Source organism: Pseudomonas sp. UBA3149, assembly GCF_002364655.1.
GTDB lineage: Bacteria > Pseudomonadota > Gammaproteobacteria > Pseudomonadales > Pseudomonadaceae > Chryseomonas > Chryseomonas luteola.
Window position 1 is genome coordinate 199,714 of record NZ_DEYV01000005.1, and the last position, 25,314, is coordinate 225,027.

Here is a 25,314-nt window from a genome sequence, read left to right on the forward strand (position 1 = left end):
CCAGTTGATGGCTGGACTTAAACGGCGCAATAAATAGCGCCGAGGAACGTAAGATGGTACAGGTCAGAGCGCATCAACCCGTCAATAATGATGGCAGCATCAACATCGAGGCATGGCTCGATCACGTCCAGAGCATGGACCCGAACTTCGAGCGTCAGGCCTTGCTGGAAGCATGCGAATTCGCTCGTGCGGCCGAAGCAGAGGCTGCACCCTCCGAACACTTGTGGGCTCCGGGTACCTCCAGTTTTCAGACGGGGCTAGAGATGGCGGAGATCCTGGCAGATCTCAAACTGGATCAGGATTCCCTTGTCGCCGCGCTGATCTACCGCGCCGTACGCGAAGGCAAGGCGAGCCTGGAAGAAGCTGGCAAGCGTTTCGGCCCGGTTGTGGCCAAGCTAATTGAAGGCGTGCTGCGTATGGCGGCGATCAGCGCCAGTCTCAATCCGCGGCAATCAATGGTGCTGGGCACCCAGGCCCAGGTGGATAACCTGCGCCGCATGCTGGTAGCCATGGTGGACGATGTCCGCGTGGCCTTGATCAAGCTTTCCGAGCGTACCTGTGCGATCCGGGCGGTCAAGAACGCCACGGATGAACGCCGCAACCGCGTCGCGCGTGAAGTGTTCGATATTTATGCACCGTTGGCGCATCGCCTCGGAATCGGCCACATCAAATGGGAGCTGGAGGATTTGTCCTTCCGCTACCTGGAGCCGATTCAGTACAAGCAGATCGCCACGTTGCTGCACGAGCGCCGGCTCGATCGCGAGCAGTACATTGCCGATGTCATGCAGCAGCTCAAGCAGGAGTTGGCTGCGACGGGTGTCAAGGCGGATATCAGCGGTCGAGCGAAGCATATCTATTCGATCTGGCGAAAAATGCAGAAAAAAGGTCTGGATTTCAGCCAGATCTACGACGTTCGTGCGGTTCGTGTGCTTGTTCCTGAAATCCGCGACTGTTATACCGCCCTGGGGATCGTCCACACCTTGTGGCGCCATATTCCCAAGGAATTTGACGACTATATTGCCAACCCCAAGGAAAACGGCTACCGCTCGCTGCATACGGCAGTGATCGGCCCTGAAGGCAAGGTGCTTGAGGTGCAGATCCGTACTCATGCCATGCATGAAGAGGCGGAGCTGGGGGTGTGCGCTCATTGGCGTTACAAGGGGACGGATGTCAAATCGGCCTCCAGCCATTACGAAGAGAAAATCTCCTGGCTCCGGCAGGTGCTCGAATGGCACGAGGAGCTGGGTGATATCGGTGGCCTGGCCGAGCAGCTGCGGGTAGATATCGAACCTGACCGGGTCTATGTGTTTACACCGGATGGGCATGCCATCGATTTGCCCAAGGGCGCTACTCCACTCGATTTCGCCTATCGTGTGCACACTGAGATCGGGCATAACTGTCGGGGCGCCAAGATTAATGGCCGCATCGTGCCGCTCAATTACACGCTGCAGACAGGTGAGCAGGTAGAAATCATTACCGGCAAGCAGGGTTCACCCAGTCGTGACTGGCTCAACCCGAACCTGGGCTATGTAATGACCTCGCGTGCCCGGGCCAAGATCGTTCACTGGTTCAAGTTCCAGGCCCGTGATCAGAATGTGGCTGCCGGGAAGGCCATGATCGATCGAGAGTTGCTTCGTCTGGCGCTACCGCCGGTGGACTACAACACGCTCGCCGAAAAGGTCAATTACAAGAATGCAGAGGATATGCAGGCTGCCCTGGGAGCAGGTGACCTGCGTCTTGCCCATGTCATGCATGCGGCTCAGCAGCTGGTCGAGCCAGAGAAGGAGACCGATCCACTTGATCTTCTGCAGCGCAAGCCGTCTCCGCACAAGTCGGGCAAGCGGGGCGATGTACAGATCAACGGTGTGGGCAACTTGCTGACTCAGATTGCCGGGTGCTGCCAACCGGTGCCGGGCGATCCTATTGTCGGCTACATCACGCTGGGCCGTGGCGTCACCATTCACCGTCAGGATTGCCAGAATGCGCTGCAGCTTTCCAGCCGTGAGCCCGAGCGTATCATTCAGGTCAGCTGGGGGCCGGTGCCTGTCCAAACCTATCCGGTGGATATCCTGGTCAAGGCCTACGACCGCCCGGGGCTGCTGCGTGACGTCTCGCAAGTGCTGCTCAACGAGCGCATCAACGTATTGGCAGTCAACACGCGTTCCAACAAGGAAGAGAACACGGCCAACATGTTGCTTACCATCGAAATTCCAGGGCTGGATGCGTTGGGGAGGCTCCTGGGACGTGTCTCCCAGCTACCTAACATCATAGAAGCCCGTCGTAATCGTGCCACCTGAGCCCCGCCGGAGCCGTGTATGACCATGAAAGGGTGAGCGTAAGCTCGCCCTTTTTATTGACCGTATTTCGATTGTAAGGACGACCTATGTATAGCCTCGACGATCTGCTTCATCTCATGGCCCGACTGCGTGATCCGCAGCATGGGTGTCCTTGGGATCTCAAACAGACCTACGCCAGCATCATCCCGCACACGCTCGAGGAGGCTTACGAGGTGGCCGATGCCATCGAGCAGGGCGACTATGCGCAGCTGCGTGATGAGTTGGGGGATCTGCTGTTTCAGATCGTCTACTACAGTCAGCTAGCCAAGGAAGAACACCGGTTCCTGTTTGCAGACGTCGTAGACAGCATTACCCGCAAGCTCGTGCGGCGCCACCCGCATATATTCCCCGACGGCGATCTCTATGGCCCTCTGGATCAGCCCCGTCTGAGTGAAGAAGCCATCAAGCAGCGCTGGGAGGAAATCAAGGCGCAAGAGCGTGCCGAAAAGGCCGAGGCGCCAGAGCAGCTCTCTCTGCTGGATGACGTTCCTGCTGTGCTGCCAGCGCTGTCTCGTGCGGCCAAGCTACAGAAGCGTGCAGCTGGAGTAGGTTTTGACTGGCCGGCCGCAGAACCCATCATCGACAAGCTGCACGAAGAGCTGAACGAAGTTATCGAGGCCATGGCCGAGCAGGATCATGAGCACATTACCGAGGAGGTTGGTGATCTGCTCTTTGTGGTGACCAACCTGGCCCGCCATCTCAAGGTCGATCCGGAAAATGCCTTGCGCGGTGCCAACAGCAAGTTCGAGCGGCGCTTCCGCTTCATCGAGCAGGCGTTGCGCGAGCAGGGTAAGCGTCCGGAAGCATGTGAGCTGGAAGAGCTGGATGCGTTATGGGATGCTGCCAAGGCGAAGGAGCGAGCGGCCAAAGCGCCCCGTTAAGCGCTTTGGCACAGATGGATCAGCCGAATATCCACTTCAACAGCAGGACAAAGACCAGGATGGCCAGTACAGGCTTGAGCACCTTGTATGCCTTGGGGTGGCGACGCTTGAAGCTGCGAACCATGCCACCAAAGGCATCACCGAAGCGCTTGCTGAAGGCATAGGCCTGGTTGATACCGCCTACACGTTCTCCATCAACGTTCTGAGGCGCAGTGGCGCTGCCCAGGAAATGGCTGACGCGACGGTTGATGGCAGTCAGCAGACGCGAGCGGAGCGGACGTTCGATATCGCAGAACAGGATGACCCGTGTCTGCTCCGTTTCGTTCTTGACCCAGTGCACGAAGGTCTCGTCGAACATGACGTCCTCACCATCCCTCCAGGCGTAAGGCTCGCCATCTACGTAGATCCGGCAGGCATCCGAATTGGGAGTCGAAAGTCCCAGATGGTAGCGTAGGGAGCCGGCGAAGGGATCACGGTGCGGGTTCAGATGGCTGCCGCCGGGCAGCAGCGCAAACATGGCACCTTTTACATTAGGGATGCGACTGACCAGTTCGACGGTCTTGGGGCAGAGCGTCTGGGCTGAAGGCAGCGGCTCGCCATACCAGGTCAGGTAAAAACGCTTCCAGCCCTTCTTGAAGAAAGAGCCAAAGCCCGCATCGTTGTTTTTCTCGGCGGCGCGAATATAGCCTTCGTCGAACAGGTGCATGGCCTCTTCACGAATGACCTCCCAGTTGTCCTTGAGCACATCCAGTTCCGGGAAACGCTCACGATCAAGGTAAGGCTTGGAGGGTACGCTAGAGAACAGATACATCAGGGAATTGTAGGGCGCGAAGACCGCAGAATGATTGACCAGCTGACGCAGGAATGGCAGGCGTGAGCGGCCGCGCAGATGTACGAACAGTACGCTGGCAACGAATAGGGCAAGAATAATAAAGGTAATCATGGGGCTCGGCTTTTCAGGTTGAGCTGGTTAGCAGGCTAAGCATTTCAGTGGCGTAGTGTGCCAATATTAACGCGCTGACTGTATGGTGGTGATTATTTCACTCTATACCCATGCTTGCACTGCGCAAAATCAATGTACAGGATGGTTGGCGAACATTGACGATTCCGATTGCCGGCTGGCCTAGGGGCCGACCGTCCGGGTACTATGCGTCTTTTAACGTAACATGCCCGCCCGACGGGCTTTAGAACGAGTTGCACCCATGAGTATGTCTTTGCGCGACCAGCTCCTGAAGGCGGGTTTGGTCAACGAGAAACAAGCCAAGCAGGCTACCAAGCAAAAGCAGAAGCAAACCCGTATGGAGCACCGCGGGCAGGCTGAGAAGGATGAGTCCCAGAGACTGGCTGCCCAACAGGCCCAGGCTGAAAAGCTTGCCCGGGATCAGGAGCTTAATCGTCAACAGGAAGAAAAGAAGCGGCGCAAGGCTGAGCAGGCTCAGATCAAGCAGTTGATCGAAGGGAGTCGCCTGCCAAAGCTTGAAAGCGACGATTACTATAATTTCGTTGATGAGAAGAAGGTCAAGCGCGTCCCGGTCAATGCCTTGATGCGTGAGAAGTTGAGCAAGGGTAGCCTGGGGATCGTGCGACACGAAGGCCGTTATGATGTAGTACCCCGCGCAACGGCTGAGCGCATCCAGGAGCGTGACCCACGTCGGGTCGTGCTGCTCAATGTGCAGAATGAAGCGCCAGATGCGGACGATCCCTATGCGGCGTATCAGATTCCTGACGATCTGATGTGGTAAGCCAGGATCCGGCCGCTTATGCGGCCGAGTCTCTTTGGGCAGGAAGCCTGGCAAGCACTGTGTAATGTCCGCCTTCGATTTCTTCGAATGCGATCAGTTTGTCAATCAGGGGCAAGGTCAGCACCTTACCTTCATTCAATAACAGCATGCCGTTATCAGCATGAAGGTTGCTAGCCAGGATCATGCCGGCCCTGAGCTGGTGTGTGCTCAGCGCATGGATATTAGGATCACCAATTCGTACGTGGGGCAGACAGTGTATGCAGGTCTTGATGAAGGGTTCTACCAGTTCAGGATCGTACAGTTTGCCTGCGTATTTGCGTATGAATAGCAACGCCTCATCGTGACTCAGGCGTCTATCCATAACCAAGCCCAGCTGTAGCTCGACGAAGTCGATGGCAAGCTTGAGTAACCGAGCGCCTAACGGAATTGCTTCACCCTTGAGGTGATCTGGAAAACCGTTACCGTCCCAGCGCTCCTGATGATGACGAATCAGGTGAGCGCTATCCTGCAAAGGCTCAAGCGCCATCAATAGGGATTCGCTCTTGGCCGGATAATGACGGTAGGTTTCTCGCTCGTTGGGATGCAGGTGTTCGTAGGGCGTGGTAATCAGCGCATCGCTCCACGGCAGTTTTCCAATGTTGTATAGCGCAGCCGCCATTGACAAGACACGCGTGGTGCTCTCATCGAACGTATATTGCTCGCAGTAGGCACGTATCAAGGCGATAACTTGCGCATTCGCTTGCTTGTCCTTGGGCAGTCGCTGGTTGATAAGTAGGGAAAAGACTTCCGTACTGGTGACATAACTGCGATGCAGCTCGGCGAAAGAGAGATCGAGCATGTCTGCCGTTTGCTGAAGCTCGGCAGTACGTGCCTCGACCCGTTTTTCCAGGGTCTCGTTAAGTTGGCGAAGCTGAGCGTTCTGGTCTCGAGTAAGCGCTTCGAGCCGATGCCGCTCATGTCGTGCCTGCTGATAGGCAAGTGCTTTCTGCACATTCAGCCGTAATTCCTCAGGATGCCATGGCTTGCTGAAATAGTGATAGATCTCACCTGCATTTATGGCATCGATCAATGTGGCAAGGTCTGGCTGGCTGGTCAGTAGAATACGCAAACAGCCGGGGTTGCGCGCTTGTACGGCAGCCATAAAGGAGGCGCCATCCACACCTGCGATAAGCGCGTCGGAAATAACCAACTCAATAGGGTGCTGATCCAGTAGTGCTAGCGCTTCTGGCCCATTATGGACGGCATAAACCGTACAACTCAGGCTGGCTAGTACAGCTTCAAGGTGAGAGAGGGTGCTGGGGTCTTCATCAACGAGCAGCACGGTAGGCGATGATACAGGGACAGTCAGGAGCTCGCTCATCGCGACATACTCCGCAAGGCTGATCAGGCGTATTTATTGTTATGGCGGGATCCAGCCCCGCCTGTATGGGAGGACCCGCCTTAAGGGTAGCGGCCGGCTGGCTTGAGACTTGATGGCTTCAAGACGAACGGTCAGCCATCATGAACAGGCGAAATATGGCGATCGAAGAGATGAGCTGGAGCAGACCAGACAGGCTCTGCAAAATGATTTGCAGGGCTGGCGTATCGCCAAATTGACTACTGATCCAGGCATCCAGCAGCCAGGCGGGTAGAAGCGTGATTAGGATCAGCGGCAGTAGGGTCAGGAAATGTCCGCGAGTCTTCTGGAAGCTGGCGCTCATGGCCTCCAGCGGGGCCATGCCACGCAGGACCAGCATGGGCTCGGCAAAGGCAAACTTCACCATGACCAGAAAACCCGGCACGATCATCAGCGAAAAGCCAAGTACGACCAGCGAGGCAACCAGACCCGCCATGATGGCGAAGCGGGGCCATAGACGAAGGGCATGACCCCACAGCTCGGTAATTGGAGGCATATGGCCGTGGCTACGGGCATTCAGAAACAGGATAAGTGAGCCGGTGTAGATCGGATAGAACATTACACCAACCAGCAGCTCCCAAAGGCCTCCTTCGGTCCCGAAGTGCTGAACCACCTGCCAGCGTGCCACGCTTTCTATGATCAGCCAGGGCAGGCAAAGGATCAGCAGCGAAACCAGGTGGCGAGAGAAGAAATACAGTGCATCGCGCAGGATATTGAAAGGTGTCATGACTCGCTTGTCCGATAAGAACGGAACGGCTTTTATCAGCCGTTTTCTGACAGGGTAAAACCGAGGCCTGACAGCAGCTGGGCTGTCGTCATGACGTCGGCATATTCTTGTTGCAGGTTGGACATGGCCATGGCGTGAACCTCTTCGGCGCTTCGGGGAGTGCCATAAAAGTCCGTCTTGGCAAAGGTGTAGCAGGCGTCCTCTACCACACGTGTGGCAAACCCCAGGTTGCTGGCCGTCCGGGCAGTTGCTTCCACTGAATTCTCGCTGGCTACGCCGGTAATCACAACCTGCTTGATGCCGCGGATATGTAGCCAGCGCTCAAGGCCGCTATGGATAAAGGCATCGGTAACGTTCTTCTCAAAGACCATTTCCTGGGGCAACGGGCACAAGCGTGGCTGAAACGCTGCCCCTGGCTGGCCCGGTGCGAAAACAGATTGCGGATCACGTGAGATATGACGCACATGAACGATCGGCCAGTGTTGTTCACGCCAGACCGTGAGCAGGGCCGCGATCCGCTGCTCAGCCTCGGGGTGGTTACGTGGTCCCAGCGCGGGTGACTGGATACCTTGTTGCTGGTCAATGATCAGTAGGGCGGCGGGCTCTGTGGTCATGAAAGCGCTCTAAGGTGGGGAGCTGGAAACTGTACACGCCCTTGGTCGGTTGTCCATGTCTTGTAACAAACGCGAGGAACTTGCGCGTTTTGCAGGCCTTCTGAACACAAAGCCTACTTTCAGGAGAGCCTTATGAGCAATGCGTCAGATGGTCTGGGCGGACGTCGTAAATTTCTCATGTATGCCGGACAGAGTGCGGTAGCAGCCGGTGTGCTTGGCCTGGCCAGCAACAGTGCCTGGGCCCAGAATACGGCTGGCGCTGCCCAGGCGGTGCCTACGGGCGGGGCGGGCCAGCCAGCGGCGCAGTTGCCCAAGCCCATTACACTGCCGCATATGCAGGAAGGCAAAAGCGACAAGACGGACATGCCGGTTCAACTCGGACGTGACCAGCGTGTCGGGGTTGCAGTTGTGGGCCTGGGAAGGCTGTCGCTTGAGGAGATCCTGCCAGCTTTTGCGTCCTCCAAGCGATGCAAGGTGACCGCGCTGGTCAGCGGAGATCGCGAAAAGGCAATGCGTGTCGCCCAGATGTACAACGTGCCCGAAAGCGGTCTCTACAACTACCAGAGCTTTGATCAGATCCGTGATAACCCGGACGTGCATGTCGTCTATATCGTATTGCCCAACAGCATGCACCATGAGTTTACGCTGCGAGCCGCCAAGGCGGGCAAACATGTCCTGTGCGAGAAGCCCATGGCCAATTCCGTAAAGGAATGCCAGGAAATGATCGAGGCCTGCGCTCAGGCCAATCGGTTATTGATGGTGGCTTATCGCATTCAGTATGAGCCGCGTAACCGCCAGGTAATGGAGTGGCTACGCAACGGAACCGGGCTTGGCACTGTGAAGCTGCTGGAGATGGCGAACTGTCAGAATCAGTCCAAGGAAAATGTGGACCAATGGCGGCACAAGAAAGCCTTGGCCGGTGGTGGGGCCTTGCCGGATATAGGCCTGTATTGCCTGAACACCGCGCGCTTTCTGTTGGGCGAAGAGCCGGTCGAGGTGTTCGCCACGCAGTACAGCTCGCCGGATGACGCGCGCTTCAAGGAAGTCGAGGAAGCCATGCTCTGGCAGATGCGATTCCCCAGTGGTGTACACGTGCAATGCATGACCAGCTACTCCACATTCAATTCCAAACGCTATCGGGTCGTAGGGGACAAGGGATGGGTAGAAATGGACCCTGCGTTTTCCTACCGGAACCTTCAGCTCAAGCGCAGTCAGGAGTCGCAGAACACGACGGAGTTCGTCGCGCCGGTGGTGGAACAGATCAATGCTCCGGACAAGAACCAGTTTGCTATCGAGATGGACCATTTCGCCGAATGCGTCGTAACCGGCAAGAAGCCTTACACCCCAGGTGAGGAGGGGCTACAGGATCAGCGCATCATGGAAGCCTTGTATGAATCGGCGCGAACCGGTCGGCCTGTAAAGCTGGATGAGGTCAAGCAGAAAGATGCCTTCCGCGGCACGCCGCCTAGCAAGGAGGCGTCGAGCTGAATCGATTCTGAATGGCTGCGGGGACAGGATTGAAATATCCGGGGCGGACCGGCATTTATAAAGGGCCGGTCCGCTGGTAGAAACCGATCTGCCAGCGGACCATGACTCGACATTCACGAACACCTGTGCAGGTCTACGGCGCCTGGGTTTTCGTTTCTTGGCCGTCTTCGGGAGGTCACATGCAATCTGAAGAGAAACAACTGATCGAAGGCCTGTTTACGCGCCTCAAGGATGCGGAGGCTCAAACCGCCAGCCGCGACGCTCAGGCTGAAGCTTATATTCAGGAACGCCTGCATCAACAGCCCGCCGCACCGTACTATATGGCTCAGGTCATCCTGATCCAGGAAGCGGCACTCAAACGTCTGGATCAGCGGGTGCGCGATCTGGAAGCGCAGGTGGCGCAGATGCAGCAGAACAAGCCGAGCAGCGGTGGCTTTCTGTCCAACCTGTTTGGTGGCGGCTCCCAGCAGGAGCAGTCGCGATCGCAGAGTCAGGCACAAGCTCAGGCACCTCGTGGTGGCTGGACCGACCCGGGCCCGCGCCAGGCGCCTTCCTATGGCCAGGCGCCTGGGTATGGTCAGCCTAATCCAGGGTATGGCTACAATGCCGCACCGGCTGCGCCCTCCAGAGCGGGCAGCTTTTTAGGGGGAGCAATGCAGACTGCTGTGGGGGTGGCCGGCGGTGTATTGCTGGCGGAAACTATTTCCAGCATGTTTCACGATTCCCAGCCGCAGGAAATCGTCAACATCATCAATGAAGAACCTGCGGCAGACTTGGCCAGCGATACTGGGGGCCAGGACAGTGGTTTGACGCCGGCCAGCGACGCTGGCGGCTATGATGATGGCTACGGTGACGGCGGCTTCCAGCAAGCCGACTACGGAAGCGACGACAGTGGCTTTTTTGACGATGGCGGGGATGACGATCAGTTCATCTAATCGACCGTTCGAAAGCAAAGGCAGCCCAATTGGCTGCCTTTGTCGTTTCAAGTGACCTATTCTGTAAAAACGGCTTCAGGCCGGTGGTAGAGGAGCGTATCGGGGCGGAGTGACCCGGATAGAAATGACCTTGATGTACGCGACGTTAGTCGATGGGAGTGTTGTGAAGAAGATTGCTGTGTTCGTCGATGTTCAGAATATCTATTACACGGTTCGCCATACGCATGGCTGCCACTTCAATTACGCGAACTTCCTAAAGGAAATCTCGCAACGGGGCGAACTGGTGTTTGCGTCAGCCTATGCCATCGAGCGAGGAGACAGCCGGCAACAACAGTTCCAGCAGATCCTGCGTAATCTGGGTTTTACGGTAAAGCTCAAACCCTATATTCAGCGCAGTGACGGTTCCGCCAAAGGCGATTGGGACGTAGGTATCACAATCGATGTGCTCGATGCTGCGCCCAAGGTCGATGAAATCGTCCTGGCTTCAGGAGACGGTGACTTTGACCTCCTGCTGGAGAAGGTCCGTGAGTGTTACGGCGTTCATACCCGTGTCTATGGGGCTCCTGGTCTCACGGCGCATGCCTTGATCCGGGCAGCGGACGAATACGTCGTCATCGAGGACGGTTTGCTGTTGCGCTGAACATCAGGCGCGGCGGATGGATCGAGCGTCCTCGACTACCGGATACAGTTTGGCTGGAGTCTGTCTTTCGAAAGGCGTCGATAGAATGATCGACGTCTTGCTCATGCCGTAGCGCATCAGCCGATCGATGAGCGCCTCCAGTTCAGCCATGTCTGCCACGGCTGCCCGCAGCACGATACAGGACTCACCCGTTACGCGATGGCAGGCGATAAGCTGCGGAATCGCGGCCAGCTCATCGAACAGTTTGTCGCTGCTGGTTTTGGTCAGTGTTACTGAAATCAGACATTCGATTGGTTGGCCAAGGGCTTTGAGGTTGACCGACGCGTGATAGCCGGTAATGACACCGCTGGCTTCCAGTTTCGCGACACGTTCTGCTACCGCAGGCGCCGACAGATTAACTCGCCGCGCCAGGTCGGCAAACGAGGCTCTGCCATTTTCCAGTAAGGCATTGATGATCTGTCGGTCATAGTGATCCATACGTCCTCCTGTGACGGTTTGGAAACCTCGCCTGTTTTATCAAAAGACCTTTGAAACGAAGGCGGGGGCGCAGAAAAAACAAGCTTATCGCATTAACGTGCTTGCTTGCTCTTTCTAAACTAATGGTCTGGTTCGTAAGCCGCTGATTGACTCTGACCGTATTCAGGATTGCACGCTGCGCCTGGCCGAGAGGGCCGCTTCCTATAGCAAGGAGCCTACTGCTTGAATACGTTTTCCGGTTCTTGATCACCTGTACGACTCAGCTACCAGGATTTCAATCATAAGAGTTGCCACCATGCCTGCCCGGAATAGCCGTTCGCTGTTGCTTTTGTTGTGTGCTTTTTTCGCGCTCTACGTTATTTGGGGCTCGACCTATCTGGTCATCCGCATCGGTGTCGAGTCGTGGCCGCCGTTGCTGATGGCCGGTCTGCGCTTTCTGATTGCAGGCAGCCTGTTGTTTGTCTGGCAGCTCTCCCGAGGAGCCCCTATGCCGACACGGCGTGAGTGGGTAGGCGGTGGGTTGGTTGGGTTTCTGCTGCTCAGTTGTGGAAATGGCGGTGTGACTCTGGCCGAACACTCTGGGGTTGCCTCTGGAGTGGCCGCGCTGGCGGTGGCTACGGTACCGCTTTTCACGCTGTGCTTTGGTCTGTTTTGGGGACAGCACAATACCCGGCTCGAATGGGCTGGGATTGGCTTGGGGTTCATTGGCATTTTACTGCTGAACCTGGGTGAGAACATGCAGACGACCCCCCTGGGGGCGGTGATTACCCTATTTGCAGCTGCCAGCTGGGCTTTCGGTTCAGTGTGGAGCCGTCATCTGCCACTGCCGGCAGGGCCGATGGCCAGTGCCGTCGAGATGATTGTGGGCGGAGGCATTCTATTCATTGGCAGCCGTCTCAGCGGTGAGCCGTTGACCACACCGTCGACCATGGACGGCTGGTTGGCGTTGGGGTATCTCATCGTGTTTGGCTCGATCATCGCGTTCAGCTCCTACATGTATCTGCTAAAACATGTACGACCGGCCGCAGCGACCAGTTACGCCTATGTCAATCCGGTCGTGGCGGTGCTACTGGGGATTGTGTTTGCTGGGGAAAGGATAGGTCAGGCGGAATGGATGGCCATGATAGTAATCGTGGCGGCCGTGATACTGGTCGGGCTTCCACAGTGGCGGGCGAGAGGCAAGGCTCGCAAAGCGAACCTTGCCGAGGCGGAAGTCAAGCCGCAGGCTTGAGCACCACTTTGGTCCAGCCATCGTCCCGGGCATCGAAATGCTTATAGGCGTCCGGGGCCTGGTCCAGCTTGAGGCTATGGGAGATGATCTTCGAGGGAGTGGCGCGTCCAGCATGAATCAGGGCGCTTAGGCGACGGTTGTAGGCCTTTACGTTGGCCTGACCTGTCCGAATCTGCTGACCCTTGAACCAGAACTGACCGAAGTCAAAGGCCATTTTGCCTTCCTTTGCCAGTTCATTCTGTGCGCCTGGGTCCTGCGGTATGAAAACACCCACTACGCCGATGCCTCCAGTTGCCTTGGTCGAGGCAACCAGATTATTCATGGTGAGGTGATTGGCTTCATGACCATGGCGGTCGCAGCATTGATAGCCCACACACTCGCAGCCGCGGTCCGTACCTCGGCCATTGGTTTTGTTGAGAATCTGTTCGACCGCCTCGCCTTCTGCGCCGTTGATGGCAATTGCTCCCAGGCGCTCGGCCAATGCGAGCCGGTCAGGATGCGTGTCGACCACGAAGACCTGCGAAGCCCCTTTAATCATGGCCGAGTGAGCAGCCATCAGCCCTACAGGACCGGCCCCGTAGATGGCGACTGATTCACCCGGTAAAAGGCCCGCCAGTTCGGTTGCATGCCAGCCGGTGGGAAAGATGTCGGAGAGCATGACGTAATCGTCCTCTTTCTCCTGGGCATCTTCGGGCAGTACCAGGCAGTTGAAGTCGGCGTAGGGGACGCGCAGCAGCTCAGCCTGGCCGCCTTCATAAGGGCCCATCTCCGCAAAGCCATATGCAGCACCCGCACTACCGGGGTTGGCGGTCAGACAGAATCCGGTCAGGCCTTTTTCGCAGTTCTCGCAAAAGCCGCAGCCGATGTTGAAGGGCAGGCATACATAATCACCGACCTTGACGCGATCAACACCCGAGCCGATTTCGACTACCTGACCCAGATTTTCGTGGCCCAGGATGCGGCCTTGTTCAAAACTGGTACGGCCTTCATACATGTGAAGATCAGAGCCACAAATGTTGGTAGTAGTGATACGCACCAGAGCATCTGTAGGTTTTTCGATCTTGGCGTCGGTGACATTCTTGATGCTGACATCACGAGGGCCGTTATAAACGACAGCTTTCATGGAGTCTCCTTGCTGGATTGTTCGATATCTGGCTGTGCCAGTCGAATTCATCAGATCCTTGATCGGTAAGGCCATACATGAGGGTTACCGCCTGAGACGTCCAGGGCATCCTTTAAGAGTTGGTCTGCACGAATAGCTGAGCGTTCAAGAAAAGATCCATTAAAGCGGCGTATCCCTCAAAACGGGGTACAAAAGCGTTCATTCGGCAGGGCAGGGGTCGGCGTTTGTCTACCGCTCCGATGGCCGCGCTCGACGCTACGTTGCTTGGCGCCTACAATTTCGTCCTTTTCTTCATTGCGGTTAGCGTCATGACTTTTGCCGAACTCGGCCTGATCGAGCCTTTGTTGCGTGTGCTCGACGCGCTGGAACACACCACTCCGACTCCGATCCAGGCTCAGGCCATTCCTGCGGTACTCAAAGGCCGCGATCTGCTTGCCGCGGCCCAGACGGGTACAGGCAAGACAGCTGGCTTTGCTTTGCCGACACTGCAGCGCCTCGTTCAGGAGGGCCCGGCAGTCACGGCGAATCGAGTCCGTGCATTGATTCTTGTGCCAACCCGCGAACTCGCCGAGCAGGTTCACACCAGCGTACGTGATTACGCGCAGCATTTACCGCTGCGTACGGCGGTGGTGTATGGCGGCGTCAGCATCAATCCGCAGATGATGAAGTTGCGTAAAGGGGTGGATGTGCTGGTCGCCACGCCAGGTCGTTTGCTGGATTTGTTCAACCAGAACGCTGTGCGCTTTGATCAGGTACAGACGCTGATCCTCGACGAAGCGGATCGAATGCTGGATCTGGGATTTTCCCGCGAGTTGGGCGAGATTTTTGTCATGGTGCCCCAGCGTCGGCAGACACTTCTTTTTTCCGCCACGTTCTCTGAAGCCATTCGTGATCTGGCCAAGCCACTACTGCGCGATCCGTTAACCATCGATATCAGTCCGCGCAACACGACCACCAAGAGCGTCAAGCAGTGGCTGATTCCCGTGGACAAAAAGCGTAAGGCGGAACTGTTCTGCCACCTCTATGCGCAAAAGCGCTGGGGGCAGGTGCTGGTATTTGCCAAGACCCGTAAGGGTGTCGACCAACTGGTGGAAACGCTGACGCAGGAAGGTATTCATGCCGAGTCGATTCATGGCGACAAGCCTCAACCGGCTCGTCTGCGTGCGCTGGCTCGGTTCAAGGCAGGTGAGGCGGATGTCCTGGTGGCGACTGACGTGGCCGCACGAGGTCTGGATATTCAGGACTTGCCGCTCGTGGTCAATCTGGATCTACCCATCGTGGCGGAAGATTACGTTCACCGTATTGGACGTACAGGGCGTGCCGGTGCGACCGGTGCGGCCGTTTCCCTGGTAGCTGCCGATGAAGTCGACCACTTGGCAGCCATTGAGACGCTGATTGGACAAACCATTGCGCGACGGGACGAGCCGGACTTCATCCCTGATCACAAGGTGCCGCAAACCGGCCCTGGTGGCGTTGTGATGAAAAAGCCGAAGAAGCCGAAGAAACCCAAGGTAGGCTCGGTGAGCGACGCTAAAAGCGGGAAGCCTCTGGGGCGCTGGATCGAGAACGACAAACCGTCGGTAAAGCCGGTTCGCAAGATGCCTGGGTTCGGCAAGAAGAAGTAGATGATCGTGCAGTCTCTGTAACACTGTCCGGCGTTACAGAGACTGTCAGGGCTCAAGCCGCTTTGCGTGCGTTGAGCTCTTGCTTGAGCGACTTTTTGCGCTCCTGCATTTGTGTGCCTAGCTCGTCCAGCTGGGACGCCAGCAATTCCTGGGCATCCTTGAACATCTCTTCTTCTTCCTCTTCGATGTGATGCTCAAGCAGTTCCTTGACCACTTTCACACGGCCAGAAAACTCCAGGCTATCAGGCGCTGTAGCCTTGATGTGCGGCAACACCAGCGAGTCGACTGCCCGATGCTCTTCAATCGCTTCGTAATACATCTTTGCTTCTTCTTTCTTGCCCGCCGCCTTGAACGCCGGATAGAAAATTTCTTCCTCGATATGCGTATGCAATGTCAGCTCGTGTTCAAGCTTTTGCACCAGATCCTGACGCTTTTTAACAGCGCGCTCGGAGGTGCTGCTCAGCTGCTCAAGAATATCGAGAATGGTTTTATGATCGTTTTTCAGGAGGTCGATAGCATTCATGGTCAGGCTCTCTCATCATAAGGATAAGCACGGTAGTAAGCCTCGTCACGGGCTCTATGAGAGCTGACCATGGGCATGACGAGGCGGTTCGGGGTATCCGACAGGAGGGCTGTGATCAAGGCCGCACAATAAACGGTTACCGGTTCAGCCAGGCTGCAGCACCCAGGCCGGCCGTACGGCCAGTAGCAAAGCAGGCCGTCAGCAGATAGCCTCCCGTAGGCGCTTCCCAATCCAGCATTTCACCGGCACAGAACACGCCCGGCAGGGCGTTGAGCATGAGCTGCTCGTTCAGCGCTTCAAACGGTACGCCGCCGGCCGAACTGATGGCTTCCTCGATAGGGCGGGGGCGGATTACAGTCAGGGGTAACGATTTGATCGCGGCTGCCAGATGCTGCATGTCATCAAACGCCTTGGCGGGAGCCAGCTCCCGCAGCAGGGCAGAGCGAGCGCCTTCCAGTCCGGCATGGGCACGCAGGTGATTGGCCATGGACTTGCCTTTGCGCGGCTTGCTTAGCGCCGCGGCAAGCGCGCTCTGTTCCTTGGTAGGCGCAAGGTCCAGGTATAGGGTGGCGGAGCCGGTACGAAGCAGTTCGGTGCGAATTTCAGCCGACAGGGCATAGACCAGACTGCCCTCAATGCCTGTCTCAGTCAGCACAAATTCGCCTTGGCGGCGAGTACCGTCTTTAAGCATCATGGCTACAGGCTTGATAGGCGAGCCGGCAAACTTGCTGCGTAAATGATCGCTCCACTGAGCGACCTCAAAACCGCAGTTGGCTGGTTGCAGCGGGACAAGAGCAATACCCTGTTCCTCAAGATATCCTGTCCACACCCCATCGGAGCCCAATCGCGGCCAGCTGGCTCCACCCAGGGCCAAGACTGTCGCCCCGGCGCGCAGGCAGGTTTCCCCAGCCGGAGTGGAAAAACGCAGGGCGCCGTGCTCGTCCCAGCCCAGCCAGCGGTGCCGCGTATGAATGCGAACGCCTGCTTCCCGCAGGCGATGCAGCCAGGCTCGGAGCAGAGGAGCGGCCTTCATGTCTGTGGGAAAGACGCGGCCTGAGCTGCCGACAAACGTCTCGATGCCCAGCCCATGAATCCAATCTCGCAAGCTATGACTGTCGAATCCGTCGAGGCAGCGGGAAAGGGCGGTTTCACGCTCGCGGTAACGGGAGCGAAAGGCGGGTTGGTCTTCGGCGTGGGTAATGTTCATGCCGCCTACCCCGGCCAGAAGAAACTTGCGTCCGACTGAGGGCATACCGTCATATACGTCTACTGTTACACCAGTACCGGCCAGAACTTCGGCAGCCATAAGGCCGGCAGGCCCACCGCCTATAATGGCGGCGGTACGGGAATGAGTAGGCACGTGTGGGGACATGACAGCCATCGCAGGTAGAGAAAGCCCGCCAGTTTACCGCGAAGTACCAGCAGAATCCCGCTGGTGTACGATTGAACAGGGCATGGCTCTTGCGTGACTAACTGATTATCGATGAACGGAGCGTGGTGGATGGGACCCGAGGTTGATCTAGTCAAGGCGGATAAGGCGCTACCAGCCAAGGTTCAGGTCGTTGTGATCGGCGGAGGCATTGCCGGGACCAGCGCGGCATTGGCGCTGGCGCGGGAAGGCATTTCCGTGGTGCTCTGCGAGAAGGGTTATATCGCTGGAGAACAGTCCAGCCGCAACTGGGGGTGGGTGCGCAAGCTGTACCGTGACCCCCGCGAGATTCCGCTGGCAGTTGAAAGTCTGAGGCTCTGGGAGGGTCTCAATGAGGTTGTACAGGGCGAAACCGGTTTTCGCCGCTCCGGCATTCTGTTTTCGTCCGAATCCGAACAGGAGGAGGCCGACTATGAAAAATGGATCAGTGTGGCGCGTCAGCATGATATAGACGTGCGCATGGTGTCTGGCAGCGAGCTCAAGCAGTTGCTGCCAGCCGGCGAAGTCAGCTGGAAAAGCGGTATCTATTGCCCTACCGATGGGCGCGCCGAGCCCCAGAAAGCAGCACCTGCGATCGCAACGGCGGCCCAGCGGTTCGGGGCTGTCATTCTGACCGACTGCGCCGTACGGGGCCTGGAGCTGTCGGCCGGGCGGGTCAGTGCAGCCATTACCGAGCGAGGCCGAATTGCCTGCGAGTCCGTAATTCTGGCAGGTGGGGCCTGGTCGAGCCGTTTTCTGAAGGACCTTGGCGTACGACTGCCACAACTCAAGGTACGCAACAGCGTACTGCGAACGGCGCCGCTGGAGGAGGGACCTGACTGTACGCTCTGGACGCGCGACGTGGCATTTCGCAAACGCCTGGACGGTGGCTATACCATTGCCAATGGCAGCGTGAATATCGCTTCGCTGGTACCCGACAGCTTCCGCTTCTTTCTAGACTTTTTACCGACCTTGAAATCGGAATGGTCGAGCCTGCGGATCCGGTTTGACGAGCGCTTCCGCCAGGAATGGCATGAAGGCAAACCTGTCCCGCTGGATCGCCCGTCTCCCTACGAATACATGCGCGTGCTGGATCCTTACCCGGACCCTCAGCAGAACCTGAACGCCATGAATCAACTGGTTCGTCAGTTTCCAGTGTTTGCCAAGGCACAGATCGCCCAGCAGTGGGCGGGGCTGATCGACGTAACCCCGGATGCCGTTCCTGTTATCTCCGAGATTGATGCAGTGCCTGGATTGGTTGTGGCGACAGGACTTTCCGGTCATGGGTTTGGCGTGGGGCCTGCGGTTGGGCAGCTGGCAGCAGACCTGGTAACAGGCGCCAGGCCGATCGTTGACCCTTATGAGTTCCGGTTTACCCGCTTTTCCGATGGCTCCAAGCCCAGACCCATGAAGCTCTAGCCCGGCGCAAGCCCACTGTCCCAGACCCTGGCGGCGCTGTGATGCAGGATGCCGTGCCGTCTGGCCAGCAGAGCTCGGTCCCGGTCGTAGCCGCCGCCAATCACGCCGACGACCGGGATGTCCCGGCTCAGGCAATGGCGGATGACGTATTCGTCCCGTGCAGCGATGCCTTCGTCCGTCAGCATGAGATAGCCCAGGGCATCGCTGGCATGCACGTCAACACCAGCGTCATAGAGCACAACGTCAGGCTGGTAGAGAGGTAACAGGTAATTCAGTGCTTCCTCAACGGTATGCAAATACCCTGCATCACCCATGCCCTTGGGTAATGGAATGTCCCAATCGCTCTGTGCCTTACGCGCCGGGTAGTTGGTCTGGCAATGCAGCGACACCGTGACGGCATCGGGAACATGTTCAAGAATCCGGGCAGTGCCGTCCCCCTGGTGAACATCGCAGTCAAAGATCAGAACGCGTCCCGCCTTGCCGCTTTCCAAGAGATACAGCGCCATGATGGCCAAGTCGTTGAAGATACAAAACCCAGCTGGGTAATCATGATGTGCATGGTGCGTGCCCCCAGCCATATGGCAGGCCAGCCCGTGTTGCAACGCCAGCTCCAGCGTCAATAGCGAGCCGCCCACAGCGCGAATGGTTCGTCGTGCCAGCGCCTCGCTCCAGGGCAGACCCAGCTGGCGCTGCTCGGCATGGGACAGCTCGCCGCCTATGTAGCGCTCGACATAGACCGGATCGTGAGCCAGGGCCAGCACTTCTGGCACAGGTAATTCCGGGCGGTACAGGTTGTCAGCCGTCACCAGTCCGCTTTCGCTCAAGTGCTCATAGAGCAGGCGAAACTTCTCCATCGGAAACCGATGCTCGGGTGGAAAGGGTGGGCTGTAATCGTCGTGGTAAACCAGAGGAAGTGCTGTCATGAAAAGGCTGATGGCTAAAGCAGGAGACTGATGAGCAGCCAGACGATACCGCAACAGAATCCGCTAGCCAGCAGGAATATAAGTCCATCACGGGCGATCAACGAAATAGCGAACGCCGTCATGGCGGCTCCGGCCGTGGTATTGGCGAAGGGCACCAGATCCAGAACCGGCATGCATACCGCGACCCCAATGCAGAGCAGCGCCGTGATGTGCTGGAAGATACCCTTGGTCAGGAAGGTCAGACGTGGTTTCAAAAAGCGATCCACGAAACGTGCGGTAGGGTGCAGCATGCGCAGTGATTTTCGTAGCTTGCCACGCGGAACCTGACGTTTCAGTGCCCAGCGCGGCAGCCAGAAATGCTTGCGGCCGATGAGCAGTTGTACGCTAACCAGAACGACATAGATCGAGATGACGGTGGCAACGCCAGGAATGCCCGTCAGGGGAGACAGGGCAATGATGCCTGCAAGCAGAAGAAGTGGACCGTAGGAGCGACTCCCGATGGCATCGATCAAGTGGCCCACGGAAACCTTTTCCGGGCTGCGCCCGACCTCTTCGAGGCAACTGAGAAAGGCTTCCAGACTGGCTGGTGAGTCACTTTCGGCGCTGCACTCGTAGTGATCGTCTTCCTCCATCACACCCTCATTGTCATTCATCCTGCTCCGTCCAGTATCTTCCTGACTCGACGCGCGAGTTCCAGGCGACCGTAGGGCTTGCTCAGCACTTCGAATTCAGAGGTATCCGTCTGCCCACGTTCCAGCGTGGTATCGGCATAGCCGGTCGTGAGCAGGACGCGGATATGAGGCCAGCGTCGGCGGGCTTCCTGGGCAAGCATTACGCCATTCATGCCGCCGGGCATGATCAGGTCGCTAAAGAGCATCTGGATATCGCCATGCTGCTCCAGGGTAGCCAGCGCTTCCTTGCCATTGTAGGCGACCCGAACCGAATAGCCGAACTCCTCAAGAATCGCCTGCGCCAGCGCTGCCACTTCTTCTCGATCATCCACAACCAGGATAGTCTCGTTACCGGGCTCCTCGCTGGTGCCATTGGATTCGGCAGGCTGCTGGATGATTTCACTTTGTGTCGTCGGGAAATACAGGCGGACCGTCGTACCCATACCGGCTTCGGAGTACACACGAACCGCGCCGCCGGACTGCTTCATGAAGCCATACACCATGGATAGACCAAGACCGGTCCCTTTGCCTTCTTCCTTGGTTGTGAAGAACGGATCGAGGACCCGTCCAAGCACCTCTGTTGGAATGCCCTCTCCGGTATCGGTAATGGCGATGCAGGCATAGCGGCCAGGAGTCAGGCCTCCGTAGGCCATATCCTCTGGCGTCACTTCAATGTTGCGGGTTTCGATCGTGACGCGACCTTCACCCCGCGATTCCATGGCGTCACGTGCGTTCGCTAGGATATTGATGAGTGCCATTTCGGCCTGGGTCGGGTCTATCTTGCAATTCCAGAGGTCAGGCGCCAGCCGAGTCGTTAGCTGATAGGGCTCTCCCAGCGTTCGATACAGCAGGTCGAGTCGCTCTTCAATCAGCTCGTTGATGTTCAACGTTCGACCGGTCAGGCGCTGCTTGCGGGCAAACGCCAAAAGTTGTTGCGTCAGTGTGGCCGCGCGATTGACCGCTTCCCGGGTGTTGTCGACATGGCGCTTGGCCTTTTCCCTGTCCATTTCCGGGCGATCCAGGTTGATCCGGAGAATGTCCAGATAACCCACCATGACTTGCAACAGATTGTTGAAATCATGGGCAATGCCGCCGGTGAGCTGACCCAACGCCTCCATTTTCTGGGATTGCCGCAAGGCCTCTTCGGCGTCATGGCGGCGGCTGACATCCAGTTGCGAGGCAAAGAAATACACCAGCTCGCCTGCTTGGTTGTAGACCGGAGAAATATACAAGGCATTCCAGAAGGTCGAGCCATCTTTGCGGTAATTCAATAACTCGGTATTGCATTCATGACGGGACTCGACGCTTTCGCGGATCTGTCGGATGGTCTCCCGGTCCGTTTCCGGGCCTTGAAGAAAACGGCAGTTGCGTCCCAATACTTCATGCTCTTCATAGCCCGTCGTTTTCAGGAAGGCGTCGTTGGCAAAAATAATGGGATTATCGTTCTGCCGTGGGTCGGTCACGACCATAGGCATGCGAGTCATTTTAACCGCAGCGAAAAAGATATCGCCGTGCTGGCTACGGACTTCATCTGGCATACCTTTTGCCACTTTATTGTGGTCATTAGTGGTGAAGTTGTCCGAATTCTTGGAAGTCATGTGTGTGCAGCAGCCTGAAAAGAACGCATTAATGATGTAGGACCATTCGCCGGCCATATTGCTCAGTGAAGGTCAATACATTGGTCGAATTTAGAGATGTAGTTGTTAGGATGCGGCTAAATGCCAAGTTTCGGCAGATACAGGCGATGCTGCCGACTGGCGCTCATGATGACGATTCCTGCCGATCTCGCCAAGCGGTAGCCATTATCAAAAAACCGAACCGGCTTTACGGAATACTCTGGCTTCACAACAGTCCCAACATCAAAGGACCTTAAAAGAGGGTGGAGATGAGCCAGGCCTATCCCAAGGTGTTACGTACCGAACGTTTGATTTTGCGCCCTTGGCGCAATGAAGACTATACGCCCTTCGCTGCACAAAGCGCTGATCCACGGGTAATGGAATTTTTCCCCAAATGCCTGAGTGAGGCTGAAACGCAGGCGCTGACCGAGCGTATCCAGGCGCATTTCCACGATCATGGCTATGGCTGGTGGGCCGTGGAGGTCAGGAACGGTCCGCCTTTCATTGGGTATGTCGGGCTTGAGCATTCCAATTTCGACGCACCTTTTACGCCAGCGGTCGAGATTGGCTGGCGGCTGGGTGCCGAATATTGGGACGAAGGCTATGCCCATGAAGCTGCCGAAGCCGCGCTTGCCTTTGGCTTCGAGCAGGTAGGCCTGGAAGAGATCGTGGCGTTTACCGTGCCTGAAAATGAACGCTCCCGCGGCCTGATGGCACGATTGGGTATGCAGTACGATCCGGCCGACGACTTTGAACATCCAAACCTGCCGGAAGGTCACCCCTTGCGCCACCATGTTCTGTATCGACTCAGCCGCCATCAGTGGATCAGTAGACTGGAAACCGGCGACAGCATGAATGCCTGTTAATGACAAAGAGGACTGCATGACCCCAGAAGACATCGTCAGAGCCTATCATTCGCTCAGCATGCACCGTCGTGAGGGCTATGCCCGCGGACCCGATGCGCTCGATTGGGCCAACCAACCTGCGCCATTCCGTCGTTATCGGGGATGCGAAGTCATTCCGTTACTGCGCCGTATGCTGGAGGATTCGCCTCTGTACGATGAGGTCTTTGCAGGCCCGGTAGGCGAGCCTGCCCCGCTGGATCCGGCCAATATCTCTCGGCTGTTTTATGACAGTTTGGCCATTTCCGCCTGGAAAGAGTCGGGCAGCAGCCGCTGGGCGCTGCGAGTGAATCCTTCCTCCGGCAATCTACATCCCACCGAAGCCTATGCCTTGCTGCCACCGGGGGTACTGAACGATCGTGCCTTGATGACACATTACACGGCCGATCTGCATGCCCTGGAAGTACGCGCCGAGCTCCCCGAAGTGCTGGATGAAGACATCATTGGCGCCTTGCCGCCGGGGAGCTTTTTGGTCGCACTGTCCAGTATCTATTGGCGTGAGGCCTGGAAATATGGCGAGCGAGCCTGGCGCTACTGTCAGCATGATATAGGCCACGCCTTGGCCGCCATTGCCATTGCTGCCGCCGCGCAAGGTTGGGAAACACGACTGATTCACGACGTGGCGGATGAAACGCTCGATGCGGCGTTTGGAGTTGATCGAGACGGCTTTGGTGAGCAGGAGCAAATGGAGGCGCTGCTCTGGATCGGTCCGCCGCAATCGGCCGAGCCTTCCTTGCCCGATAGTCTGTTCAAGCTGCTGAGTCAGTTGCAGCTCGCCGGTACGCCTAATCGACTTTCGCGAGAGTACGTAGAGTGGCCTGAGGTTGGGCGGATCGTTGCCGCATGCCGTGCGCCCAAGCGCTTGCCTTACGACATGCCTATTTCCCAGGGCGTAGTTACCCAGGAAAACGATCAGCTACTACTGCGGCCATTGCTGCATCAACGGCGTAGCGCGCAGTCCATGGATGGTCGGACGGGCATTCTGTCTGATCTTTTCTTTGCCTGGCTAAGGCGTACATTGCCGGAGCAGGCACCGGTGCCTTTCCTGACGTTGGGCAAGCCTGCTCAGGTCGATCTTCTGATCTTTGTAAATCGCGTTGTGGGGCTGGAACCGGGGTTATATTGGCTGGCGCGCAGTGAGGGAGAGCTCAATATCACCGCCCGAGCGGACTTACTCTGGGAGCGGGTAGAGGAGGCGGAGGGGCTCAGGTTGTTCCGGTTGCTCAAAGGAGATGCCAGTGAGCTGGCTGGCTTGCTTTCCTGCGGCCAGGACATTGCGTCTGACGGTTGTATCAGTATCGCAATGATGGCTCGTTTCGATGATGCCCTTGCCCAGGGGGCCTGGTGCTATCCGCAGCTATTCTGGGAGACCGGACAGATTGGACAGGTGCTTTACCTGGAGGCAGAAGCGGCAGGGCTTTCAGGCACCGGTATCGGTTGCTATTTCGACCCGCTGGTGCATGACTTGATAGGGCTTGCGGATACAACCTGGCAAAGCCTTTATCACTTCACCATGGGACGCGCGACCGTGGACATGCGTCTGACCTCGCTGCCCGCTTATCCCGCGCCTGAGAACGACTTTGCCTGATGGGTGGCGGAGTCCTGAAGGGACGTCCTGCCGCTGCCGTTTCCTCATCATGGGGCTACGGCTTCATGACTGACTTGCGTATGATTTGGCCATTATCAAAACGACCACGGAAAACGTGATGAGCACAGTGCTGGATGATCTTGTTGCCTTGTTAAGCCTTGAGTCCATCGAGGAAAACCTCTACCGCGGTCGTAGTCAGGACCTGGGCTTTCCACAATTATTCGGTGGGCATGTGCTCGGTCAGGCCCTGTCAGCGGCGAGCCAGACGGTGGATGCGTCGCGTCAGGTGCACTCGCTGCATGGCTACTTCTTGCGGCCTGGCGACGTGACGATTCCGGTGGTGTATGAGGTGGATCGCGTCCGGGATGGCGGCAGCTTTACGACTCGTCGCGTCACGGCCATCCAGAAAGGCAAACCGATTTTCTTTTGCAGTGCCTCGTTCCAGGGTCTGGAACCCGGTTTTGAACACCAGAGCGAAATGCCGGACGTGCCCGATCCAGACTCGCTGGCGTCCGAGCTGGACTACATCCAACAGTTTGCCCAGTTCATCCCGGAGCCTACGCGGGAAAAGCTGCTGGCGCCTAAGCCCATCGAGATTCGTCCGGTCAAGGTGACCCATCCGTTTGATCCAGAGCCAACAGCGCCCGCACGCCATGTCTGGTTCAGGGCCAACGGGCAGCTGCCGGACAACCCTGCGCTGCATCGATACCTGCTGGCCTATGCCTCGGACTTCAACCTGCTCCCGACGTCCTTGTTGCCTCATGGCATCAGCTACTGGAATAAGGAGATGCAGGTTGCCAGCCTTGATCACGCGATCTGGTTCCATCAGCCGCTACGGGTGGACGAGTGGCTGCTGTATTCCATGGATAGCCCGTGGGCCGGGGGCGCGCGTGGATTGTGCCGTGGCAGCATATACAACCGAGCGGGTCAGATTGTCGCCTCGGTTGCCCAGGAAGGGTTGATCCGCAAGCGCGTCTAAAAACAGTCGATATCTTGAAAAGGGCGGACGGGCTCCGCCCTTTTTATGACACATCAATGAAATTTCCTGT

Annotated in this window: 23 protein-coding genes; 12 read left to right on the plus strand and 11 right to left on the minus strand. The window is 57.2% G+C overall.

The annotated features are described in order from the left end of the window. Nucleotides 1-53 precede the first annotated feature (53 nt). Both relA and mazG read left to right on the plus strand, forming a co-directional pair. The gene (gene relA / locus B3729_RS02705) at nt 54-2,297 is read left to right on the plus strand and encodes a GTP diphosphokinase (protein WP_010797458.1); all 2,244 of its coding nucleotides are present in this window, start codon (nt 54-56) and stop codon (nt 2,295-2,297) included. 86 nt (nt 2,298-2,383) lie between these two features. Next, nucleotides 2,384-3,217 (plus strand): nucleoside triphosphate pyrophosphohydrolase, encoded by an 834-nt coding sequence (gene mazG, locus B3729_RS02710; RefSeq protein WP_074827801.1) that lies wholly within the window; start codon nt 2,384-2,386, stop codon nt 3,215-3,217. 19 nt (nt 3,218-3,236) lie between these two features. On the opposite strand, the gene B3729_RS02715 is transcribed toward mazG, so the two are convergent. Then, nucleotides 3,237-4,160 (minus strand): aspartyl/asparaginyl beta-hydroxylase domain-containing protein, encoded by a 924-nt coding sequence (locus tag B3729_RS02715; protein WP_074827799.1) that lies wholly within the window; start codon nt 4,158-4,160, stop codon nt 3,237-3,239. Nucleotides 4,161-4,419: 259 nt separating this feature from the next. Between B3729_RS02715 and B3729_RS02720 the strand changes: the two genes are divergently transcribed. Then, a complete protein-coding gene (locus B3729_RS02720; RefSeq protein WP_010797461.1) occupies nt 4,420-4,959 on the plus strand; it encodes a DUF2058 domain-containing protein in 540 nt (179 codons plus the stop codon). A 16-nt stretch (nt 4,960-4,975) separates the two neighbouring features. Here B3729_RS02720 and B3729_RS02725 read toward each other — a convergent pair whose 3' ends face one another. The 3 genes from B3729_RS02725 to B3729_RS02735 form a co-directional block, all read right to left on the minus strand. Beyond that, entirely contained in the window at nt 4,976-6,319 is a 1,344-nt protein-coding gene (locus B3729_RS02725; RefSeq protein WP_286786979.1) for an HD domain-containing phosphohydrolase, read from the minus strand. Nucleotides 6,320-6,437: 118 nt separating this feature from the next. Further along, complete coding sequence (locus B3729_RS02730; protein ID WP_219652852.1) at nt 6,438-7,082, minus strand: YciC family protein; 645 nt, start codon at nt 7,080-7,082, stop codon at nt 6,438-6,440. Nucleotides 7,083-7,117: 35 nt separating this feature from the next. Further along, complete coding sequence (locus B3729_RS02735; RefSeq protein ID WP_286786980.1) at nt 7,118-7,696, minus strand: cysteine hydrolase family protein; 579 nt, start codon at nt 7,694-7,696, stop codon at nt 7,118-7,120. Nucleotides 7,697-7,828: 132 nt separating this feature from the next. On the opposite strand from B3729_RS02735, the gene B3729_RS02740 reads away from it, so the two are divergent. The 3 genes from B3729_RS02740 (at nt 7,829) to B3729_RS02750 (ending at nt 10,759) form a co-directional block, all read left to right on the plus strand. Further along, nucleotides 7,829-9,184, plus strand: coding sequence for a Gfo/Idh/MocA family protein (locus B3729_RS02740; RefSeq protein WP_286786981.1), 1,356 nt, complete (start codon nt 7,829-7,831; stop codon nt 9,182-9,184). Nucleotides 9,185-9,363: 179 nt separating this feature from the next. After that, complete coding sequence (locus B3729_RS02745) at nt 9,364-10,119, plus strand: DUF2076 domain-containing protein (protein ID WP_010797466.1); 756 nt, start codon at nt 9,364-9,366, stop codon at nt 10,117-10,119. A gap of 133 nt (nt 10,120-10,252) precedes the next feature. Next, a complete protein-coding gene (locus B3729_RS02750; protein WP_112297893.1) occupies nt 10,253-10,759 on the plus strand; it encodes an NYN domain-containing protein in 507 nt (168 codons plus the stop codon). A 3-nt stretch (nt 10,760-10,762) separates the two neighbouring features. On the opposite strand, the gene B3729_RS02755 is transcribed toward B3729_RS02750, so the two are convergent. After that, nucleotides 10,763-11,236 carry an Lrp/AsnC family transcriptional regulator gene (locus B3729_RS02755; protein WP_197872657.1) on the minus strand — a complete coding sequence of 158 codons (474 nt, stop codon included), beginning with the start codon at nt 11,234-11,236 and terminating at the stop codon, nt 10,763-10,765. A 295-nt stretch (nt 11,237-11,531) separates the two neighbouring features. On the opposite strand from B3729_RS02755, the gene yedA reads away from it, so the two are divergent. Next, nucleotides 11,532-12,467 (plus strand): drug/metabolite exporter YedA, encoded by a 936-nt coding sequence (yedA, locus tag B3729_RS02760; protein WP_286786982.1) that lies wholly within the window; start codon nt 11,532-11,534, stop codon nt 12,465-12,467. On the opposite strand, the gene B3729_RS02765 is transcribed toward yedA, so the two are convergent. Next, the gene (locus B3729_RS02765; RefSeq protein WP_074827779.1) at nt 12,451-13,590 is read right to left on the minus strand and encodes a glutathione-independent formaldehyde dehydrogenase; all 1,140 of its coding nucleotides are present in this window, start codon (nt 13,588-13,590) and stop codon (nt 12,451-12,453) included. The genes yedA and B3729_RS02765 overlap by 17 nt on opposite strands. 308 nt (nt 13,591-13,898) lie before the next feature. On the opposite strand from B3729_RS02765, the gene B3729_RS02770 reads away from it, so the two are divergent. Further along, a complete protein-coding gene (locus tag B3729_RS02770) occupies nt 13,899-15,215 on the plus strand; it encodes a DEAD/DEAH box helicase (protein WP_286787082.1) in 1,317 nt (438 codons plus the stop codon). Between the two features lie 52 nt (nt 15,216-15,267). Here the strand turns inward: B3729_RS02770 and B3729_RS02775 are convergent, their stop codons facing one another. After that, on the minus strand, nt 15,268-15,738 hold the full coding sequence (locus B3729_RS02775) for a hemerythrin domain-containing protein (protein WP_010797473.1): 471 nt from the start codon (nt 15,736-15,738) through the stop codon (nt 15,268-15,270). 136 nt (nt 15,739-15,874) lie between these two features. After that, nucleotides 15,875-17,110: a TIGR03862 family flavoprotein gene (locus tag B3729_RS02780; protein WP_286786983.1), complete on the minus strand. Its 1,236-nt coding sequence runs from the start codon at nt 17,108-17,110 to the stop codon at nt 15,875-15,877. A gap of 129 nt (nt 17,111-17,239) precedes the next feature. Between B3729_RS02780 and B3729_RS02785 the strand changes: the two genes are divergently transcribed. Then, on the plus strand, nt 17,240-18,565 hold the full coding sequence (locus B3729_RS02785; RefSeq protein WP_139208851.1) for an NAD(P)/FAD-dependent oxidoreductase: 1,326 nt from the start codon (nt 17,240-17,242) through the stop codon (nt 18,563-18,565). Here B3729_RS02785 and B3729_RS02790 read toward each other — a convergent pair. The 3 genes from B3729_RS02790 to B3729_RS02800 are packed head-to-tail and all read right to left on the minus strand — an operon-like array spanning nt 18,562 to nt 21,757. Then, nucleotides 18,562-19,488 (minus strand): histone deacetylase family protein, encoded by a 927-nt coding sequence (locus tag B3729_RS02790; protein WP_150347842.1) that lies wholly within the window; start codon nt 19,486-19,488, stop codon nt 18,562-18,564. The genes B3729_RS02785 and B3729_RS02790 overlap by 4 nt on opposite strands. 14 nt (nt 19,489-19,502) lie before the next feature. Next, entirely contained in the window at nt 19,503-20,141 is a 639-nt protein-coding gene (locus B3729_RS02795; RefSeq protein ID WP_233432208.1) for an exopolysaccharide biosynthesis protein, read from the minus strand. Continuing rightward, entirely contained in the window at nt 20,138-21,757 is a 1,620-nt protein-coding gene (locus B3729_RS02800; protein ID WP_286786984.1) for a histidine kinase famiy protein, read from the minus strand. The genes B3729_RS02795 and B3729_RS02800 overlap by 4 nt, the downstream gene beginning before the upstream one ends. Before the next feature lie 287 nt (nt 21,758-22,044). Between B3729_RS02800 and B3729_RS02805 the strand changes: the two genes are divergently transcribed. The 3 genes from B3729_RS02805 (at nt 22,045) to tesB (ending at nt 25,244) form a co-directional block, all read left to right on the plus strand. Then, complete coding sequence (locus tag B3729_RS02805) at nt 22,045-22,641, plus strand: GNAT family N-acetyltransferase (protein WP_010797479.1); 597 nt, start codon at nt 22,045-22,047, stop codon at nt 22,639-22,641. 16 nt (nt 22,642-22,657) lie between these two features. Continuing rightward, nucleotides 22,658-24,265 (plus strand): nitroreductase family protein, encoded by a 1,608-nt coding sequence (locus B3729_RS02810; protein ID WP_286786985.1) that lies wholly within the window; start codon nt 22,658-22,660, stop codon nt 24,263-24,265. A 118-nt stretch (nt 24,266-24,383) separates the two neighbouring features. Further along, complete coding sequence (gene tesB, locus B3729_RS02815; protein ID WP_286786986.1) at nt 24,384-25,244, plus strand: acyl-CoA thioesterase II; 861 nt, start codon at nt 24,384-24,386, stop codon at nt 25,242-25,244. Nucleotides 25,245-25,314: the final 70 nt, after the last annotated feature.

Coding starts and splice junctions, on each gene's coding strand:
- relA (WP_010797458.1), top strand. CDS start 54: ATGGTACAGGTCAGAGCGCATCAACCCGTCAATAATGATGGCAGCATC.
- mazG (WP_074827801.1), top strand. CDS start 2,384: ATGTATAGCCTCGACGATCTGCTTCATCTCATGGCCCGACTGCGTGAT.
- B3729_RS02715 (WP_074827799.1), bottom strand. CDS start 4,160: ATGATTACCTTTATTATTCTTGCCCTATTCGTTGCCAGCGTACTGTTC.
- B3729_RS02720 (WP_010797461.1), top strand. CDS start 4,420: ATGAGTATGTCTTTGCGCGACCAGCTCCTGAAGGCGGGTTTGGTCAAC.
- B3729_RS02725 (WP_286786979.1), bottom strand. CDS start 6,319: ATGAGCGAGCTCCTGACTGTCCCTGTATCATCGCCTACCGTGCTGCTC.
- B3729_RS02730 (WP_219652852.1), bottom strand. CDS start 7,082: ATGACACCTTTCAATATCCTGCGCGATGCACTGTATTTCTTCTCTCGC.
- B3729_RS02735 (WP_286786980.1), bottom strand. CDS start 7,696: ATGACCACAGAGCCCGCCGCCCTACTGATCATTGACCAGCAACAAGGT.
- B3729_RS02740 (WP_286786981.1), top strand. CDS start 7,829: ATGAGCAATGCGTCAGATGGTCTGGGCGGACGTCGTAAATTTCTCATG.
- B3729_RS02745 (WP_010797466.1), top strand. CDS start 9,364: ATGCAATCTGAAGAGAAACAACTGATCGAAGGCCTGTTTACGCGCCTC.
- B3729_RS02750 (WP_112297893.1), top strand. CDS start 10,253: ATGTACGCGACGTTAGTCGATGGGAGTGTTGTGAAGAAGATTGCTGTG.
- B3729_RS02755 (WP_197872657.1), bottom strand. CDS start 11,236: ATGGATCACTATGACCGACAGATCATCAATGCCTTACTGGAAAATGGC.
- yedA (WP_286786982.1), top strand. CDS start 11,532: ATGCCTGCCCGGAATAGCCGTTCGCTGTTGCTTTTGTTGTGTGCTTTT.
- B3729_RS02765 (WP_074827779.1), bottom strand. CDS start 13,590: ATGAAAGCTGTCGTTTATAACGGCCCTCGTGATGTCAGCATCAAGAAT.
- B3729_RS02770 (WP_286787082.1), top strand. CDS start 13,899: ATGACTTTTGCCGAACTCGGCCTGATCGAGCCTTTGTTGCGTGTGCTC.
- B3729_RS02775 (WP_010797473.1), bottom strand. CDS start 15,738: ATGAATGCTATCGACCTCCTGAAAAACGATCATAAAACCATTCTCGAT.
- B3729_RS02780 (WP_286786983.1), bottom strand. CDS start 17,110: ATGTCCCCACACGTGCCTACTCATTCCCGTACCGCCGCCATTATAGGC.
- B3729_RS02785 (WP_139208851.1), top strand. CDS start 17,240: ATGGGACCCGAGGTTGATCTAGTCAAGGCGGATAAGGCGCTACCAGCC.
- B3729_RS02790 (WP_150347842.1), bottom strand. CDS start 19,488: ATGACAGCACTTCCTCTGGTTTACCACGACGATTACAGCCCACCCTTT.
- B3729_RS02795 (WP_233432208.1), bottom strand. CDS start 20,141: ATGAATGACAATGAGGGTGTGATGGAGGAAGACGATCACTACGAGTGC.
- B3729_RS02800 (WP_286786984.1), bottom strand. CDS start 21,757: ATGACTTCCAAGAATTCGGACAACTTCACCACTAATGACCACAATAAA.
- B3729_RS02805 (WP_010797479.1), top strand. CDS start 22,045: ATGAGCCAGGCCTATCCCAAGGTGTTACGTACCGAACGTTTGATTTTG.
- B3729_RS02810 (WP_286786985.1), top strand. CDS start 22,658: ATGACCCCAGAAGACATCGTCAGAGCCTATCATTCGCTCAGCATGCAC.
- tesB (WP_286786986.1), top strand. CDS start 24,384: ATGAGCACAGTGCTGGATGATCTTGTTGCCTTGTTAAGCCTTGAGTCC.